The organism is Streptomyces sp. NPDC021093 (assembly GCF_044333135.1).
In the GTDB taxonomy this organism is placed as follows: domain Bacteria; phylum Actinomycetota; class Actinomycetes; order Streptomycetales; family Streptomycetaceae; genus Streptomyces.
The window spans coordinates 200,734-216,195 of record NZ_JBIRQJ010000016.1; the positions used below are offsets into that span (position 1 = coordinate 200,734).

The 15,462-nt window shown below is 70.1% G+C and carries 14 protein-coding genes and 1 pseudogene; 7 read left to right on the forward strand and 8 right to left on the reverse strand.

Going from position 1 to position 15,462, the window contains the following annotated elements:
- Positions 1–3: 3 nt before the first annotated feature.
- The 4 genes from ACH4SP_RS38375 to miaA form a co-directional block, all read right to left on the reverse strand.
- Complete coding sequence (locus ACH4SP_RS38375; RefSeq protein WP_398422372.1) at positions 4–2,193, reverse strand: RelA/SpoT family protein; 2,190 nt, start codon at positions 2,191–2,193, stop codon at positions 4–6.
- A gap of 163 nt (positions 2,194–2,356) precedes the next feature.
- A complete protein-coding gene (dapF, locus tag ACH4SP_RS38380) occupies positions 2,357–3,253 on the reverse strand; it encodes a diaminopimelate epimerase (protein ID WP_398422374.1) in 897 nt (298 codons plus the stop codon).
- 149 nt (positions 3,254–3,402) lie between these two features.
- Positions 3,403–3,882 (reverse strand): hypothetical protein, encoded by a 480-nt coding sequence (locus tag ACH4SP_RS38385; RefSeq protein ID WP_398422452.1) that lies wholly within the window; start codon positions 3,880–3,882, stop codon positions 3,403–3,405.
- 107 nt (positions 3,883–3,989) lie between these two features.
- The gene (gene miaA, locus ACH4SP_RS38390) at positions 3,990–4,928 is read right to left on the reverse strand and encodes a tRNA (adenosine(37)-N6)-dimethylallyltransferase MiaA (protein WP_398422376.1); all 939 of its coding nucleotides are present in this window, start codon (positions 4,926–4,928) and stop codon (positions 3,990–3,992) included.
- A 182-nt stretch (positions 4,929–5,110) separates the two neighbouring features.
- On the opposite strand from miaA, the gene ACH4SP_RS38395 reads away from it, so the two are divergent.
- Together ACH4SP_RS38395 and ACH4SP_RS38400 are read left to right on the forward strand one after the other, a co-directional pair.
- Positions 5,111–5,431, forward strand: a complete 321-nt coding sequence (locus ACH4SP_RS38395) for a hypothetical protein (RefSeq protein WP_398422378.1) — start codon at positions 5,111–5,113, stop codon at positions 5,429–5,431.
- Positions 5,432–5,483: 52 nt separating this feature from the next.
- Positions 5,484–5,732 carry an antitoxin gene (locus tag ACH4SP_RS38400; RefSeq protein WP_398422380.1) on the forward strand — a complete coding sequence of 83 codons (249 nt, stop codon included), beginning with the start codon at positions 5,484–5,486 and terminating at the stop codon, positions 5,730–5,732.
- A gap of 184 nt (positions 5,733–5,916) precedes the next feature.
- On the opposite strand, the gene ACH4SP_RS38405 is transcribed toward ACH4SP_RS38400, so the two are convergent.
- Together ACH4SP_RS38405 and miaB are read right to left on the reverse strand one after the other, a co-directional pair.
- A complete protein-coding gene (locus tag ACH4SP_RS38405; RefSeq protein WP_398422382.1) occupies positions 5,917–6,651 on the reverse strand; it encodes a class III extradiol dioxygenase subunit B-like domain-containing protein in 735 nt (244 codons plus the stop codon).
- A 124-nt stretch (positions 6,652–6,775) separates the two neighbouring features.
- Complete coding sequence (gene miaB / locus ACH4SP_RS38410; RefSeq protein ID WP_398422384.1) at positions 6,776–8,260, reverse strand: tRNA (N6-isopentenyl adenosine(37)-C2)-methylthiotransferase MiaB; 1,485 nt, start codon at positions 8,258–8,260, stop codon at positions 6,776–6,778.
- Positions 8,261–8,364: 104 nt separating this feature from the next.
- On the opposite strand from miaB, the gene ACH4SP_RS38415 reads away from it, so the two are divergent.
- On the forward strand, positions 8,365–9,363 hold the full coding sequence (locus tag ACH4SP_RS38415) for a TAXI family TRAP transporter solute-binding subunit (protein ID WP_398422386.1): 999 nt from the start codon (positions 8,365–8,367) through the stop codon (positions 9,361–9,363).
- 36 nt (positions 9,364–9,399) lie between these two features.
- Here ACH4SP_RS38415 and ACH4SP_RS38420 read toward each other — a convergent pair whose 3' ends face one another.
- Both ACH4SP_RS38420 and ACH4SP_RS38425 read right to left on the reverse strand, forming a co-directional pair.
- Entirely contained in the window at positions 9,400–10,791 is a 1,392-nt protein-coding gene (locus tag ACH4SP_RS38420) for a sensor histidine kinase (RefSeq protein WP_398422387.1), read from the reverse strand.
- Between the two features lie 183 nt (positions 10,792–10,974).
- A pseudogene (locus tag ACH4SP_RS38425) lies at positions 10,975–11,673 on the reverse strand (response regulator transcription factor); the annotation flags it as partial.
- A 257-nt stretch (positions 11,674–11,930) separates the two neighbouring features.
- Here ACH4SP_RS38425 and ACH4SP_RS38430 point away from each other — a divergent pair.
- From ACH4SP_RS38430 to ACH4SP_RS38445, 4 genes are all read left to right on the forward strand, one after another.
- Entirely contained in the window at positions 11,931–12,716 is a 786-nt protein-coding gene (locus tag ACH4SP_RS38430; RefSeq protein ID WP_362430087.1) for an amino acid ABC transporter ATP-binding protein, read from the forward strand.
- A gap of 80 nt (positions 12,717–12,796) precedes the next feature.
- A complete protein-coding gene (locus ACH4SP_RS38435) occupies positions 12,797–13,720 on the forward strand; it encodes a glutamate ABC transporter substrate-binding protein (protein ID WP_398422390.1) in 924 nt (307 codons plus the stop codon).
- A 119-nt stretch (positions 13,721–13,839) separates the two neighbouring features.
- Entirely contained in the window at positions 13,840–14,487 is a 648-nt protein-coding gene (locus ACH4SP_RS38440) for an amino acid ABC transporter permease (protein WP_398422392.1), read from the forward strand.
- Complete coding sequence (locus tag ACH4SP_RS38445; RefSeq protein WP_398422394.1) at positions 14,484–15,341, forward strand: amino acid ABC transporter permease; 858 nt, start codon at positions 14,484–14,486, stop codon at positions 15,339–15,341. The genes ACH4SP_RS38440 and ACH4SP_RS38445 overlap by 4 nt, the downstream gene beginning before the upstream one ends.
- Positions 15,342–15,462 lie beyond the last annotated feature (121 nt).

Consider the following 15,462-nt stretch of genomic DNA (forward strand, 5'->3'; position numbering starts at 1 on the left):
CGGTCAGGCGGTCGCCGGGTGCTGGGCGCGGCTGACGTCGTACACCCCGGCCACCTCCCGCATCGCCCGCATGAGCGCGGGCAGTCCCGCGGCGTCCGGGAGCTGGAGGGTGTACGTGTGCCGGACGCGCTGCTCGGAGGGCGGTTCGACGGTGGCCGATACGACTTCGGCCCCCGCCGTCGCGATGGCCTCCGTGAGGTCGGCCAGCAGGTGCGGCCGGCCGAAGGACTCCGCGACCAGGGTGACCCGGCAGTCCGTGGTGTCCTGCCAGCGCACGGCGACGGGCTCCCGGCCGAGGGCCCGCATCCGGGCGACGGCGGCACAGCCCTCGCGGTGCACCGTGACGACGCCGCCGCGCACCGCGAAACCGAGTACCCGGTCGGGCGGAACGGGTGTACAGCATCCGGCCAGGCGCACACTTACGTCCGGCAGGTCGGTCACCGCGTTCTCCACCTCGGGCCGCGAAGCCCCCTCTACGGCCGCAGGAGCGCCGAGGACCGCCGGAGCGACCCCTTGGGTCTCCGCCGTCTCTCCGTCCGGCCTGCCGCGCTTGGGCAGCCCTGCGTCGTGCGCGGTCCCGGGGTCGGCGAGCCAGCCCGCGATCGCGATCCGTGCGGCGGGGGTACGCGCGTGGTCGAGCCAGTCCGGCGAGGGTCCGGAGGCCGCGTCGTGGGCGAGCAGCAGCTGCACGCTGTCGCCGTCGCGCAGCACCGTGCTGAGCGTCGCCAGACGGCCGTTGACGCGCGCACCGATGCAGGCGTGGGCGGCCTCGCCGTACTGCGCGTACGCGGCGTCCACACAGCTCGCGCCCGCGGGCAGCCCGATCGTGCCGCCGTCGGAGCGGAACACGGTGATCTCCCGGTCCTGCGCGAGGTCCGCCCGCAGCGAGGTCCAGAAGGCGTCCGGGTCGGGCGTGGACTCCTGCCATTCCAGGAGCCTCGACAGCCAGCCGGGCCGGGTCGGGTCCACGCGCTCGCCGTCGGGCACGGATTCGGCGGCGTCCGGCTGGGCGTACGGGTTGCCGAGCGCGACGACGCCCGCCTCGGCCACTTTGTGCATCTGGTGCGTACGGATAAGGACTTCGGCGACCGCCCCGTCGCCGCCTGCGACGGCGGTGTGCAGCGACTGGTACAGGTTGAATTTGGGCGAGGCGATGAAGTCCTTGAACTCGGAGATCACCGGGGTGAAGCAGGTGTGCAGTTCACCGAGGACGGCGTAGCAGTCGGCATCCTCGCCCACCAGCACGAGCAGCCGCCCGAAGTCCGTGCCCCGCAGGTCGTCGCGTTTGCGGGAGACCCGGTGCACGGAGACGGAGTGCCGCGGCCTGACGACGACCTCGGCGGTGATGCCCGCCTCTTTGAGGACGCCGCGGACGTTGTCGGCGATCGGGGCGAGGAGGTCGCCCTGGGCCGCGTTGCCGTCGATCAGCGCGCGGGTGCGGGCGTAGTCGTCGGGCTGCAGGATCGCGAAGACGAGGTCCTCCAGCTCGGTCTTGAGCGCCTGCACGCCGAGCCGCTCGGCGAGGGGGATGAGGACCTCGCGGGTCACCTTGGCGATGCGGACCTGTTTCTCGGGGCGCATCACGCCCAGGGTGCGCATGTTGTGCAGCCGGTCGGCGAGCTTGATCGACATCACTCGTACGTCGTTGCCGGTGGCGACCAGCATCTTCCGGAAGGTCTCCGGTTCGGCGGCGGCCCCGTAGTCGACCTTCTCCAGTTTGGTGACGCCGTCGACGAGGAAGCACACCTCGTCGCCGAACTGCTCGCGCACCTGCTCCAGGGTCACGTCCGTGTCCTCGACGGTGTCGTGGAGGAGGGACGCGGTCAGGGTGGTGGTCTCGGCGCCGAGCTCGGCGAGGATCAGCGTGACGGCCAGTGGGTGCGTGATGTACGGCTCGCCGCTCTTGCGCATCTGTCCGCGGTGCGAGGACTCGGCGAGGACGTAGGCCCGGCTGAGGATCGTGAGATCGGCTTCCGGATGGTGCGCGCGGTGGGCCTCGGCCACATGGGCGATCGCGTCGGGGGTGCGGCCCCGCGCGGCGGAACCGAGCAGGGCGGCCCTGCCCAGCCGACGCAGGTCGATCCGGGGACGGCCGCGCCTGCGGCCCTGTGCGGTCCGCTGGAGCGCCGCCGGCTGGGTCAGCGGGCGAAGCTCTGGCGACACACCGTTGGGATTGGTGGCCTCTGCACTCATGGGCACCTCCGGCAGCCTCGACCGGCGGTGGGCGGGTGGCGACTCCCCCTGCCTTCGTACGGGAGTGTCCCGTCGGGGCCGGTGCTTGATGCTACCGAGCCCACCATGCGGTGCTGACCGGGTCCCGCCGGGCGTGAACCGGATCACCCATTCGAGCGAAGGTCTATGCGGTGCTGTTTTCGATGGTTCCGAGCCATGAAGGCTCGATGTGTCCCTCTGCGACGATCACGGCGGGACCGGTCATCTCGACTGTGCCGTCCGGCCGTTCGGTGATCAGGAGGCGTCCGCCGAGGACGTCCACGGTGTACGTCACGGGGGCGCCGGTGACGGCGGGGTCGGCCCCGTCGCGGCGGGCGGCGGCCACCGCCACGGCGCACGCGCCCGTACCGCAGGAGCGTGTTTCGGCGGCGCCGCGCTCGTGGACGCGCATCGCGACGTGCCGCGGGCCGCGGTCGACGACGAATTCGACGTTCACACCCTGCGGGTAGGCGGCGGCCGGGCTGAACGGCGGCGGAGTGTACAGATTCCCGGCGTGCGCCAGGTCCTCGACGAAGGCGACGGCGTGCGGGTTGCCCATGTTGACGTTGCGGGCGGGCCAGCTGCGGTCGCCGACGGAGACGGTGACGTCGCCCTCGGGGAGCGCGGCGCGGCCCATCGAGACGGTGACGTCGCCGTTCTTGTCGAGGTGGACGCGCTTGACGCCACCGCGGGTGGCGATGTCGATGTCGCCCTCGTCGATGAGGCCGGCGTGCTGCAGGTAGCGGGCGAAGACGCGTACGCCGTTGCCGCACATCTCGGCGACGGAGCCGTCGGCGTTGCGGTAGTCCATGAACCACTCGGCCGTGTCGGCCATCGCGTGCGCGTCGGGGTGCGCGGCGGACCGCACGACGTGCAGCAGTCCGTCGCCGCCGATGCCGGCCCGGCGGTCGCACAGCCGGGCGACGACGGGCGCGGGCAGGTCGAGGACGTTGTCCGGGTCGGGAACGATCACGAAGTCGTTCTCGGTGCCGTGGCCCTTGAGGAAGGCGATCGGCGCGGGGGCGGCGGATGCGGTGGTCACGCGATCCATCGTAGAGGGAGCGTCCGACAACGGATCTTCGGCGGCTGCGCCCACCCGAGCTGTACGGGAGGCCGCGGAGCGCACCAGAACCGCGCGGGAAGCCGCGGCTCGCACCAAAGCTGTGCGCGAAGGTGCTCGGGGCGACGGTGTCAGCGGAGCCGGGCGACGCGCCAGACAGCGAGGGCGACCAGTACCGCGCACACCGCCGCATAGAGCGCGGCGACCCGCCAGTCCGCGCGCCCGCCGGAGCCCCGGACGGGAAGGCCGGGCCAGGTGTAGCCGACGCGGCGGGCGGCCATCATGCCCCAGCCCGCGGCGCAGCCGCTGATGAGCAGGCCCAGCATGGCGACGACCGCTCCCCCGTCGCCGATCTCGAAGGCCAGGGGGAACGCGAACATCAGCGATCCGAGGGCGGCGAGCATCACGATCGGGGCAAGCTGCCAGATCCGCAGGCGACGCTGCGGCCGCAGCTCCACCTCGACCTCGGCCTCGATGTCGGGCAGGCCGGGGACTTCTGGGATCTCCGGGACGTCGGGAAGCTCTCCCGGTGTACCGGGCTGGTCTTCGGGCCCGTCAGGACTCAACCGCTCCGGTTCTTCCTGTGCTCTGTCACGAGGGCCGGCCTCCATCGCCACGCGCCCTCCCCACTCGGACTCCAACGGTCGATCGAAGCTCGATGATGGCACGCGCCCGGGCACCCGAATGACGGGCGGAGCGTCCCGATGCCATCACGTGATCAGGCTGTGACCGCCCGTTCGAGCAACGCCAGCGCCTGGCGCGGGAGTTCCGCACGGTGCTCGGCCGCGCCGCTCAGCCAGTGCACCCGGGGGTCACGGCGGAACCAGGAGTCCTGACGTCGGGCGAACCGCTTGGTGGCGCGGACCGTTTCTGCACGTGCCTCGTCGTCGGTGCAATCACCCACGAGGGCGGCCAGTACCTGCTGGTATCCCAAGGCCCGCGAGGCGGTGATGCCTTCGCGCAGCCCCTGCTCCGCCAGCGTGCGCACCTCGTCCACCAGACCGGCGTCCCACATGCGGTCCACGCGCGTGGTGATGCGTTCGTCGAGCTCCGGGCGGCCGACGCCCACGCCGATCTGCACGGTGTCGTACACCGACTCGTGGCCGGGCAGATTGGCCGTGAAGGGGCGCCCGGTGATCTCGATCACTTCGAGGGCGCGGACGATGCGGCGGCCGTTGCTGGGAAGGATCGCGCGGCCCGCGTCGGGGTCGGCTGCCGCGAGGCGCAGATGCAGGGCGCCGGGGCCCTGTTCGGCCAGTTCGGCCTCCAGGCGGGCGCGCACCTCGGGGTCGGTGCCGGGGAATTCCATGACGTCGATGGCGCCTTTGACGTACAGCCCGGAGCCTCCGACGAGGACGGGGGTACGCCCCTCGGCGAGCAGCCGGTCGATCTCCTTGCGGGCGAGCCGCTGGTACTCGGCGACGTTCGCCGTGACGGTGACGTCCCAGATGTCCAGCAGACGGTGCGGGATGCCGCCGCGCTCCTCCGGGGTCAGCTTGGCGGTGCCGATGTCCATCCCCCGGTAGAGCTGCATGGAGTCGGCGTTGACGACCTCGCCCCCGAAATGCTGGGCAAGGGCCACGCCCAGATCGGACTTTCCGGCCGCGGTCGGTCCGACGACGGCGATGACCCGCGGTGCGGGAGCTGCGCTTCTCACCGCCCCAGTCTCGCAAACCTCACGACCGGTCCCCGAACGAGCGACGTGACGGCACACGCGCGGGGTCGTTTCCTGTTGCGAGGTTCCGCACGCCGGTTTAGGGACCGGTGCCCCCGGGCGGCGCAATGGGACGCACCGGAGGGCGCGGGATTTCGCCCACACGAGTACGGTATGGAGTAGATATGGGCGTTTTTGCAATGTTTCGCCGGAAGTCCAAGGACGCCGCCGAGGTGTCGACCGAGGAGAGCCAGGAGGCCACTCCGAAGGCCGCCGACACCTCGGAGTCCGTGACCGCCGAGGAAACGGAAGCAACGGAATCCTCGACGGCCGAAGCGGCTTCCTCCGACAAGGCCCCTGCTGAGGCAGCGACCGCGGAGGCCGGGGCCCCGGAAGCTGCGGCCGAAGGCGCCGAGGCGGCCGCCACGGACAGCTTGGAGATCCCCAAGCAGCAGTCCGCGGAGGAAGCAGCGGACAATGAGGTCGGCGAAAGCGTCCGGAAGTAGATCCTCCGGATCCAACAAGGAACGAATACGTCCCCACGAGGGAAGGTGACCCATGGGCTTCCTGGACAATTTGAAGGCCAAGCTGGCTCCGGCGAAGGAGAAGGCCGCAGACCTCGCGCAACAGCACGGGGGCAAGATCGAGCAGGGCCTCGACAAGGCCGCTCAGGCTGTCGACTCCAAGACCAAGGGCAAGTACAGCAACCAGATCCAGTCCGGGACGGGCAAGGCCAAGGACGCCCTCGACCGTCTCTCCACGAAGGACGACGGCGGCACTGCGCCGCCCCCGCCGCCTGCTTCCTGAAGCTTTCGGCGCGATACGGGAACGGCCGCGGAACCATTTCGGTTCCGCGGCCGTTCCCGTACTACCAACGCACCTTGGAAATTCAACAAGGCAGCAAGTCCGGCCCTTCCCGGGGCCGGCGGGCCCGCTTCCGGGCCGTCAGGGCCCTTTCCCGGGGGCCTTCAGGGACCTTTCTCTGGGGCCTTCAGGACCAGGCGGCGACGAAGTACCCCACGCCGTACGGAGCGCCCTCGTACAGCAGCTGCCCGCCCAGGCCCGTCCCCTCCGCGGCGCCCGCGAGCATCTGCCAGGGGGCACGGCCCGCGGCCTTCAGCGCGCACGCCAGGTCCTCGTCCAGCGCGAGCAGGGCTTCGGTGTCGGCGGTGCCCAGCGCCCGTGCCGCGGCGGCGTCGAAACCCTCGGCGCGCTCGTCGAGGTAGCCGGGCGCCTTGAGAGTCCGGCAGGCGCTGCCGTCGCCCATCACCAGGAGGGCCACCCGGTCCGCCCTCTTGGCGATCTCCCGACCCGCTTCCACGCATCGGGTCACGGCCATGGGCTCTCCGACACCGAGTCCTTCGACGGGAGCGTCCGCCCAGTTCGTACGGCCGAGGAGCCAGGCGGCGACGGAGAGGGAGACGGGGAGCGTGCGCTCCGGGGCTGAACCGTCGACGCCAGGGCCTGTTCCGACGCCGGACCCGAGCCGTACTTCCAGGTACACGCCGAAGCCCGCGAAGCTCCCCCTGGTGCCCTGCGGGTGCACTCCCCTGCCGTCCTGCTCGGCGGGGCCGATCACGACCAGCAGGTCGGGCCGGGACGCGGCGAGCACGCCCAGTGCGTCGGCACAGGCGTCCCGTGCGGCGTCGAGCTCCGCCGCGGCACCTGCGGCGACCTCGGGGACGAGCAGCGGCGGACAGGGGCATACAGCAGCGGCTACGAGCATGTCCGGCAGCCTAACGCGGGGTACCCGCCGTGGGCCCCGGTGCACCGGCCCGAACAGGGGCCCACAGCTCCGGTGCACCGACCGGTGCCGGGCCCGCAAGGCCCGGCACCGTCCCGTCGGAGTGTCAGCCGACGCTGCAGCCGCCCGTGGCGGCCGGCAGCGGTTCCGGGACGCCGATCTTCGGCAGGCCCAGCATGACGCCGGGGCCCTGCTGCGGCTCGGCGTTGCGCTTCTCCCAGGCGTCGCCGGCACGGGTGCGGCGTACGGCCTGTGTCTCACCCTCGGCGAGCAGGTGGTGCGGCGCGGCGTAGGTGATCTCGACCGTCACCACGTCTCCGGGGCGTACGTCCTGCTCGGGCTTGGTGAAGTGGACGAGCCGGTTGTCGGCGGCACGGCCGGACAGCCGGAGCGTCGCACCGTCCTTGCGGCCCTCGCCCTCGGCGACCATGACGTCCAGCGTGCGGCCGACCTGCTTCTTGTTCTCCTCCCAGGAGATCTCCTCCTGCAGGGCGACCAGCCGCATGTAGCGCTCCTGGACGACCTCCTTGGGGATCTGGTTCTCCATGGTGGCCGCGGGGGTGCCGGGGCGGATGGAGTACTGGAAGGTGAAGGCGTTGGCGAAGCGGGCCTCGCGGACCGTGTGCATCGTCTGCTCGAAGTCCTCCTCGGTCTCGCCGGGGAAGCCCACGATGATGTCGGTGGAGATGGCGGCGTCCGGCATCGCGGCGCGCACCTTCTCGATGATCCCGAGGAAGCGCTCCTGGCGGTACGAGCGGCGCATCGCCTTGAGAATCGTGTCCGAGCCGGACTGGAGCGGCATGTGCAGCTGCGGCATCACGTTCGGCGTCTCGGCCATCGCGGCGATCACGTCGTCGGTGAAGTCCCGCGGGTGCGGCGAGGTGAAACGGACCCGCTCCAAGCCGTCGATCTTCCCGCAGGCACGCAGCAGCTTGCTGAAGGCCTCACGGTCGCCGATGTCGGAGCCGTACGCGTTGACGTTCTGCCCGAGGAGGGTGATCTCGGAGACGCCCTCCTCGACCAGGGCCTCGATCTCGGCGAGGATGTCGCCGGTCCTGCGGTCCTTCTCCTTGCCGCGCAGCGCGGGCACGATGCAGAAGGTGCAGGTGTTGTTGCAGCCCACGGAGATGGAGACCCAGGCGGCGTAGGCGCTCTCACGGCGCGTGGGCAGCGTCGAGGGGAACGCCTCCAGCGACTCGGCGATCTCGACCTGCGCCTCTTCCTGGACGCGGGCGCGCTCCAGCAGCACCGGCAGCTTGCCGATGTTGTGCGTGCCGAAGACCACGTCGACCCAGGGGGCCCGCTTGGTAATGGTGTCGCGGTCCTTCTGGGCCAGGCAGCCACCGACGGCGATCTGCATGCCGGGCCGCTTCGTCTTCATCGGCGCGAGTCGCCCGAGATTGCCGTACAGCTTGTTGTCGGCGTTCTCGCGGACCGCGCAGGTATTGAAGACGACGACGTCGGCGTCACCGTCGGCCCCTTCGGGCGCACGGACGTATCCCGCGCCCTCCAGGAGGCCCGACAGGCGCTCGGAGTCGTGGACGTTCATCTGGCACCCGTAAGTGCGCACCTCGTATGTCTTCTCGCTCATCTCGCCCACCAGGGTACGGGGCCCGCGGTGTCCGGGGCGTCGCGCGGTGTCCGCTGCCGGATTCCTCTGGTCGGCGGGGCCGGTGAGCTGGCAGGATCGCGGGCATGCCCACCCTCCTCGCCCGTATCGGACGCCGCCGTGCCCTCCAGGGCGTGGTCGCCGCGCTGGCGGTGTGCGGGCTGCTGCTGTGGTGGTTGCTGCCGTCAGGTGCACCGTCGCCGAAGGGGCAGATCACGTTCAGCACGGGCGTGCGGACCGGTGTGTACCAGCGGTACGGGGTACTGCTCGAACAGGCGCTGCGCCGGGACATGCCGGAGGTCGGCGTCGCACTGCGCACCAGTGAGGGCTCGCAGCAGAACCTGGCACGGGTCGCCACCGGCAGGGCGGACTTCACGATCGCGACCGCCGACGCCGTCGCGAAGTACCAGCGGGACCACCGGGCGGGCGCGGAGCGGCTGCGCGGCTGCGCGCGGCTGTACGACGACTACGTGCAGCTGGTGGTGCCGGACGAATCGAAGATCCGTACCGTTGCCGATCTGCGTGACAAGCGGGTCGCCGTGGGGCAGGAGGGATCCGGAGTGCGGCTGGTGTCGAACCGGCTGCTGGCGGCGGCCGGGCTGGACGCCGAGCGGGACGTCAAGCCGGTGTCGATAGGGATCGACACGATGCCGGGGCAGCTGGAGGCCCGCTCCATCGACGCCTTCTTCTGGTCGGGCGGGCTGCCCACCAGCGCGGTCCGCGACCTGTCGGAGCGGATGGCGGTACGGCTGATCCCGCTCGGTCCCGACCTGGTGGAGGCGCTGCAGAAGCCCGGCGACATCACTCGCTACTACCGGTCGGCCGTGATGCCCGCCGACGCCTACGCGAAGGTGCGGAACAGGGCGGCCGTGCCGACGGTGGCGGTGGCCAATCTGCTGGTGACCACGGAGCGTACGGATCCGGAGCTGACAGAACGGTTCACCCGGACGGTGATCGCCAGCCGGGACCGGATCGGGCGGGAGGTGCACGCCGCGCAGTTGGTGGACCTGCGCACCGCGATCTACACGGATCCGCTGCCGCTGCACGAGGGCGCGGCGCGCTACTACCGGTCGGCGAAACCGTGACCGCGGGGCGAGTCGGGCCTCGCGGGGCGTGGTGGTTCAGGGCTCGGTGCGCGGGACGGTGACCGTCACACGCAGCCCGTGGGGTTCGTTCGCCCCGTAGTCGATCGTGCCGCGGCCCGCGAGGAGCAGGGCGCGGGAGATGGACAGGCCGAGGCCGGATCCCTTGACGTTCTGGTGGCGGTTGCTGCGCCAGAACCGGTCGCCGACGCGGGCCAGTTCGTCCTCGGTCAGGCCGGGACCGCCGTCGGCGACGACGACCGTGCAGGTGTCCCTCTGGGACTCGACCGTGACCGTCACCTGCTCGCCGGCGGGCGTGAACTTCAGGGCGTTGTCGACCACCGCGTCGAGCGCGCTGGAGAGCGCCACCGGGTCGGCCCACGCGGTGACGGCCGCGGGTCCGCTGCGCAGCAGGCGTACGCCCTTGTCGTCGGCGAGCGGGGACCAGGCGGCCACCCGTTCCGTGGCCATCTCGCCGAGGTCGACCAGCCGGAGGTCCGCCGGGGCGTGTTCGGCCTGTGCCAGGTCGAGGAGGTCGTCGAGGACCCGGGCCAGGCGCTTGCCCTCGGTGCGTACCGAGGCGATCTCCTCGTTGCCCTCGGGGAGTTCTAGGGCGAGCAGTTCGATGCGCAGGAGCAGGGCGGAGAGCGGGTTGCGCAGTTGGTGCGAGGCGTCGGCGACGAAGGCGCGCTGCTGCTCCAGCACGTCCTCGACGTTGTCCGCCATCTCGTTGAACGAGCGGGCGAGGCGGCGGAGTTCCGGCGGGCCGCCGGCGGGCGCGACCCGTGAGTTCATCCGGCCGGTCGCTATGTCGTGCGTGGCGGCGTCCAGGACGCGTACCGGCCGGAGCACCCACCCCGTGAGCCGGAAGGCCGCGCCGATCGCCACGAACAGGGCCGCGAACTCGCCCGCCGCGATGAGCAGCCAGTCGTGCAGGATGCGTGAACGCAGCTGCCCGGTGGGCGAGTCGGTGACCACCACCGCGACCACGTCGCCGTCCCGTACGACCGGCGAGGCCACCACCAGGGTGTGGTCCTGCCAGGGCCAGACCTGGGGCGGGTCGTGGCTGCGCCGCCCGGCGAGGGCCTCCTGGAAGGCCTCCTTGCCGATGTCTCCGGCCGCCTGCACGGTCCAGTCGGCCGGGGCTGCCGCCATGACGTCGCCGTCGCGGTAGAAGACGCCGACCCGGATGCCGTAGACCTCCTGGTAGCGGCCGAGTTCGGTCTCCAGGGTGCCCAGGCGTTCGTCCTTGGCCACGGTCCGCTCGGTGACGAACTGGGCGAGGGCGGCGAAGCGCGCGGTGTCGTCGATCCGGTCGATCACCACCTGCTGCTGCTGCGCCGCGGCCACCCGTACGGCGAGCGGGAAGCCGAAGGCGATCAACATGCCCGTGAGCAGGATGAGGAGGAGCGGGAGGAGGCGGGTGCGCACGGGGAGTTACGTGGCCCGGGGCGCGCCGGGGCCGCCTGCGCCGCCCGGGGCACCGGGAGCACTAGGGGCAGCGGGGGCACTCGGGACACCAGGGGAGCCGGGCACGGCAGGGGAGCCAGGAACAGCAGGGGAGCCGGGGGTCCCAGGGGCGGCCGACGTACCACGAGCGCCGCCCGGCGGCTCCGGGGCGACCAGCCGGTAGCCGACGCCCCGCACCGTCTCGATCAGGGTCGGCATCCGCAGCTTGGAGCGCAGCGACGCCACATGCACCTCCAGCGTGCGCCCCGTGCCCTCCCAACTCGTGCGCCACACCTCGCTGATGATCTGCTCCCGGCGGAAGACGACGCCCGGGCGCTGGGCGAGGAGCGCGAGCAGGTCGAACTCCTTGCGGGTCAGCTGGACGGCCGTCCCGTCGACGCTGACCCTGCGGGTGGGGAGTTCGATGCACACAGGACCGAGGTGTACCGCCGGGTCGCCGGAGGCGGCGGGTGCGTCCCCGGTGACCGTGCGCCTGCTCACCGCGTGGATACGGGCCAGGAGTTCGCCGGTGTCGTACGGCTTGGTGACGTAGTCGTCGGCACCGAGGTTCAGTCCGTGGATGCGGGAGCGGACGTCGGCGCGCGCGGTCACCATGATCACCGGAGTGCTGGTGCGCTTGCGGATCTTGCCGCAGACCTCGTACCCGTCCTGGTCGGGCAGGCCGAGGTCGAGCAGGACGACACCGAAGGGCTCCTGCTCGTGAGGGGTGCGGTCGTCGGGGAGGAACGCCTGGAGCGCCTCTTCGCCGTTGCGGGCGTGAACGACCTGGAAGCCGTGCCGGGAGAGGACGGCGGACAGGGCGGCGGCGACGTGGTTGTCGTCCTCGACGAGCAGCAGTCTCATGGTCCTCCCCCTTCCCCGCGCAGCTTTCGTATTGTTGGCCTCAGGGCATCCACGCCGATCCGGACACTCTGCGTCAAGACCCTCCTCATCACGGGCATGTTCCGTTATGGAGCCGGTATCCCCACCCGGTGCCCTGTTCACGCAGAGTGTCCGGTTGCGGCCGGATCGTTATGCTCAATTTCCGCTCAGATGTAATGACGCTGGTCGCACTGGGTGACTAGGGTCCTCCCCAACCGAGGAGGACGGAGCAAAAGCCGATGAGCGGAGTTTCAGTGACCAAGGGCGCCCAGGACGCAGTACCGGCGTCAGGCGATCTGGTCGTGCTGAGCAACGTCAACAAGCACTTCGGCGCGCTGCATGTGCTCCAGGACATCGACCTGACCATCGCCCGTGGCGAGGTCGTCGTCGTCATCGGACCCTCCGGGTCCGGGAAGTCCACGCTGTGCCGCACGATCAATCGCCTGGAGACAATCGACTCGGGCGCCATTCGCATCGACGGGAAGCCCCTGCCCCAGGAGGGCAAGGAGCTGGCGCGGCTGCGCTCCGACGTCGGCATGGTGTTCCAGTCGTTCAACCTCTTCGCCCACAAGACGATCCTGGAGAACGTCACACTGGGCCAGATCAAGGTCCGGGGGACGGACAAGAAGACCGCGGAGGCGAAGGCGCGCACCCTGCTGGACCGGGTGGGTGTCGGTGCGCAGGCGGACAAGTACCCCGCGCAGCTCTCCGGCGGTCAGCAGCAACGCGTCGCCATCGCACGGGCGTTGGCCATGGAACCGAAGGTCATGCTCTTCGACGAGCCCACGTCGGCGCTCGACCCGGAGATGATCAACGAGGTCCTGGAGGTCATGCAGCAGCTGGCCCGCGACGGCATGACCATGGTGGTCGTCACCCACGAGATGGGCTTCGCGCGCTCGGCGGCGAACCGGGTCGTCTTCATGGCGGACGGGAAGATCGTCGAAGAGGCCACGCCGGACCAGTTCTTCAGCAACCCTCGAAGCGACCGGGCCAAGGACTTCCTGTCGAAGATCCTTCACCACTGACGGACCGTCGGCCGTTGTGCCGATTCCCCGTCCGCCGGAGAATCCCGGCCAACGACACAACGACGTAAGGGATGTTCACCATGAAGCTCCGCAAAACAGCCGCTGTGGCAGCTATGGCCGCCGCGCTCGCCCTGACCGCGACCGCCTGTGGTGGCAAGGAGGGCTCGGCCGGTGACGGCGCCAAGGCCCCCGGCGGCGCCGACGCGCCCAAGGCCCCGAAGTACGCGGTCGCCAAGGACGTGAAGCTCGACGGCTCCGCCGGCTACAAGGCGGCCAAGTCGCGCGGCAAGCTGGTCATCGGCGCCAAGGCCGACCAGCCGTACCTCGGCTTCGAGGACCAGTCGACGAAGGTCCGCTCCGGCTTCGACATCGAGATCGCCACGATGATCGCCGCCGACCTGGGCTTCTCTCCCGACCAGATCGAGTGGAAGACGGTCAACTCCGACCTCCGCGAGACGACCATCGCGCAGGGCCAGGTCGACTACTACGTCGGTACGTACTCGATCAACGACAAGCGCAAGAAGCAGATCGGCTTCGCGGGCCCGTACTACAAGGCCGGCGCGGACCTCCTGATCCGCCAGGACGAGACGGCGATCAAGGACAAGACCACCGTCAAGGGCAAGAAGGTCTGCTCCATCAAGGGCTCCACCCCGCTCCAGGAGATCAAGAAGCCGGAGTACGGCGCCTCGGTCGTCGAGCTGGGCAAGTACTCGGACTGCGTGCAGCAGCTCCTGACCAAGCAGGTCGACGCGGTCACCACCGACGACGCGATCCTCAAGGGTTACGCCGCGCAGAACCCGACCAAGCTCAAGGTGGCGAACAACCCGTTCACCACCGAGCTGTACGGCGTCGGCCTGAACAAGGAGGACAAGGTGCTGCGCGACGCGATCAACGAGTCGCTCACCAAGCACGTCAAGGACGGCACCTACAAGAAGATCTACGACGCCACGCTGGGCCTGTCCGGCTCGACGTTCGCCGAGCCGCCGGCCGTCGACAAGTACTGATCCCGGCCGGTCGACCGCTGCCGATTCCGGTCGACTGACGCGCCCCGTACGCCTGTTGGGACCGTACGGGGCGCTGCTCCCCCTGCCCTCCAGCCGCTGACCGCCGACGCGGAGACCTCATGAACGTACTGACCGACCATCTGCCTTTGTTCTGGGAAGGTTTCATAGGCACCGTCTTCATCACGGCGTTCAGCAGCGTGATCGCGATGGTCCTGGGACTGCTCATCGCGGGCTTCCGGGTCTCGCCCGTGCCCCCCTTGAGGTTCTTCGGAACCGCCTGGGTCACGATCCTGCGCAACACCCCGCTGACCCTGCTGTTCCTGGTCACCACGTTCGTCGTGCCGGAGATCTTCTTCCCGGGGATGAGCCCGTTCCTGCTCGGTGCGATCGCGCTCGGCTTCTACACCTCGTCGTTCGTCTGCGAAGCGGTCCGCTCCGGCATCAACACGGTGCCGGTCGGCCAGGCCGAGGCGGCCCGATCGCTCGGCATGACCTTCGGACAGACGCTGCGGATGGTCGTCCTGCCGCAGGCCACCCGGACCGTACTGCCGCCGCTCAGCAGCATCTTCATCGCGCTCACCAAGAACACGGCGATCGCGGGCGCGTTCGCCGTCGTCGAACTCTTCGGTGTGCAGAAGACGTTGAGCGAGGACGGCTACGCGATCCTGCCGATCTTCATCTTCGTCGCCCTCGGCTACCTGATCGTCACCTTCGCCATCAGCGGCCTCTTCCGACTCCTTGAGCACCGTATGGAGGTCGCACGATGAGTGCCAGCGTTCTCTACGACGCCCCCGGCCCCAGGGCCAAGGTCCGCAACCGGATCTTCTCGGTCGTCGGCACGCTTGCCGTCCTGGCCCTGATCGCCGTCGCGATCGTCCGCCTGGGGGCCAAGGGCCACCTCGCCCCCGAGATGTGGGACATCTTCAACTACGCGGGCATCCGGCAGAACATCGCCGAGGCCCTGCTCGCCACCCTCAAGGCCTTCGGACTGGCAGCGGTCGGCTCCCTGATCGTCGGTGTGATCCTGGCCGTCGCCCGGCTCTCCGACCACAAGGCGATCAGCTGGCTGGCCACCGGGTTCATCGAGCTGTTCCGCTCGATCCCGCTGCTGATCACGATCTACGCGGTGTGGGCCGGCTTCCTCTCCGACGTACCGCTGTGGGCGCTGGCCATCGGCCTGTCGATCTACAACGGCTGCGTGCAGGCGGAGGTGCTGCGCGCGGGCATCAACTCGGTGCCGCGCGGCCAGAGCGAGGCGGCGTACGCGCTCGGTATGAGCAAGACGCAGGTCATGGTCAGCGTGCTGATCCCGCAGGCTGTCCGGGCGATGCTCCCGACGATCATCAGCCAGCTGGTGGTGACCCTGAAGGACACCTCCCTCGGCTTCATGATCCTTTACCCGGAGCTGCTGAACACCGCTCGCCTGATCGCGAGCAACACCATGGTCAACGGCATGTACCCGTACGTCTCGACGATCGTCGTGATCGGTCTGCTGTACATCGTGCTGTGTCTGCTGCTGTCCGCGCTCGCCACCTGGATCGAGAAGCGGGGTCGGCGCGCCAAGACGGGCATCGCACCGACCAAGACGGAACCGATCGGCGGCGGCGTGAGTATCCCGTAACGGGAAGCGCTCTGCGCCGTAGCACCCGAAAGCGCCCCCGCGCACAGCAAACTGACGATTAATGAGGCAGTGGCCCCGCGCCGCTGCCTCCGTCACTTGACGCAAGCACCCGCAGTGGGTT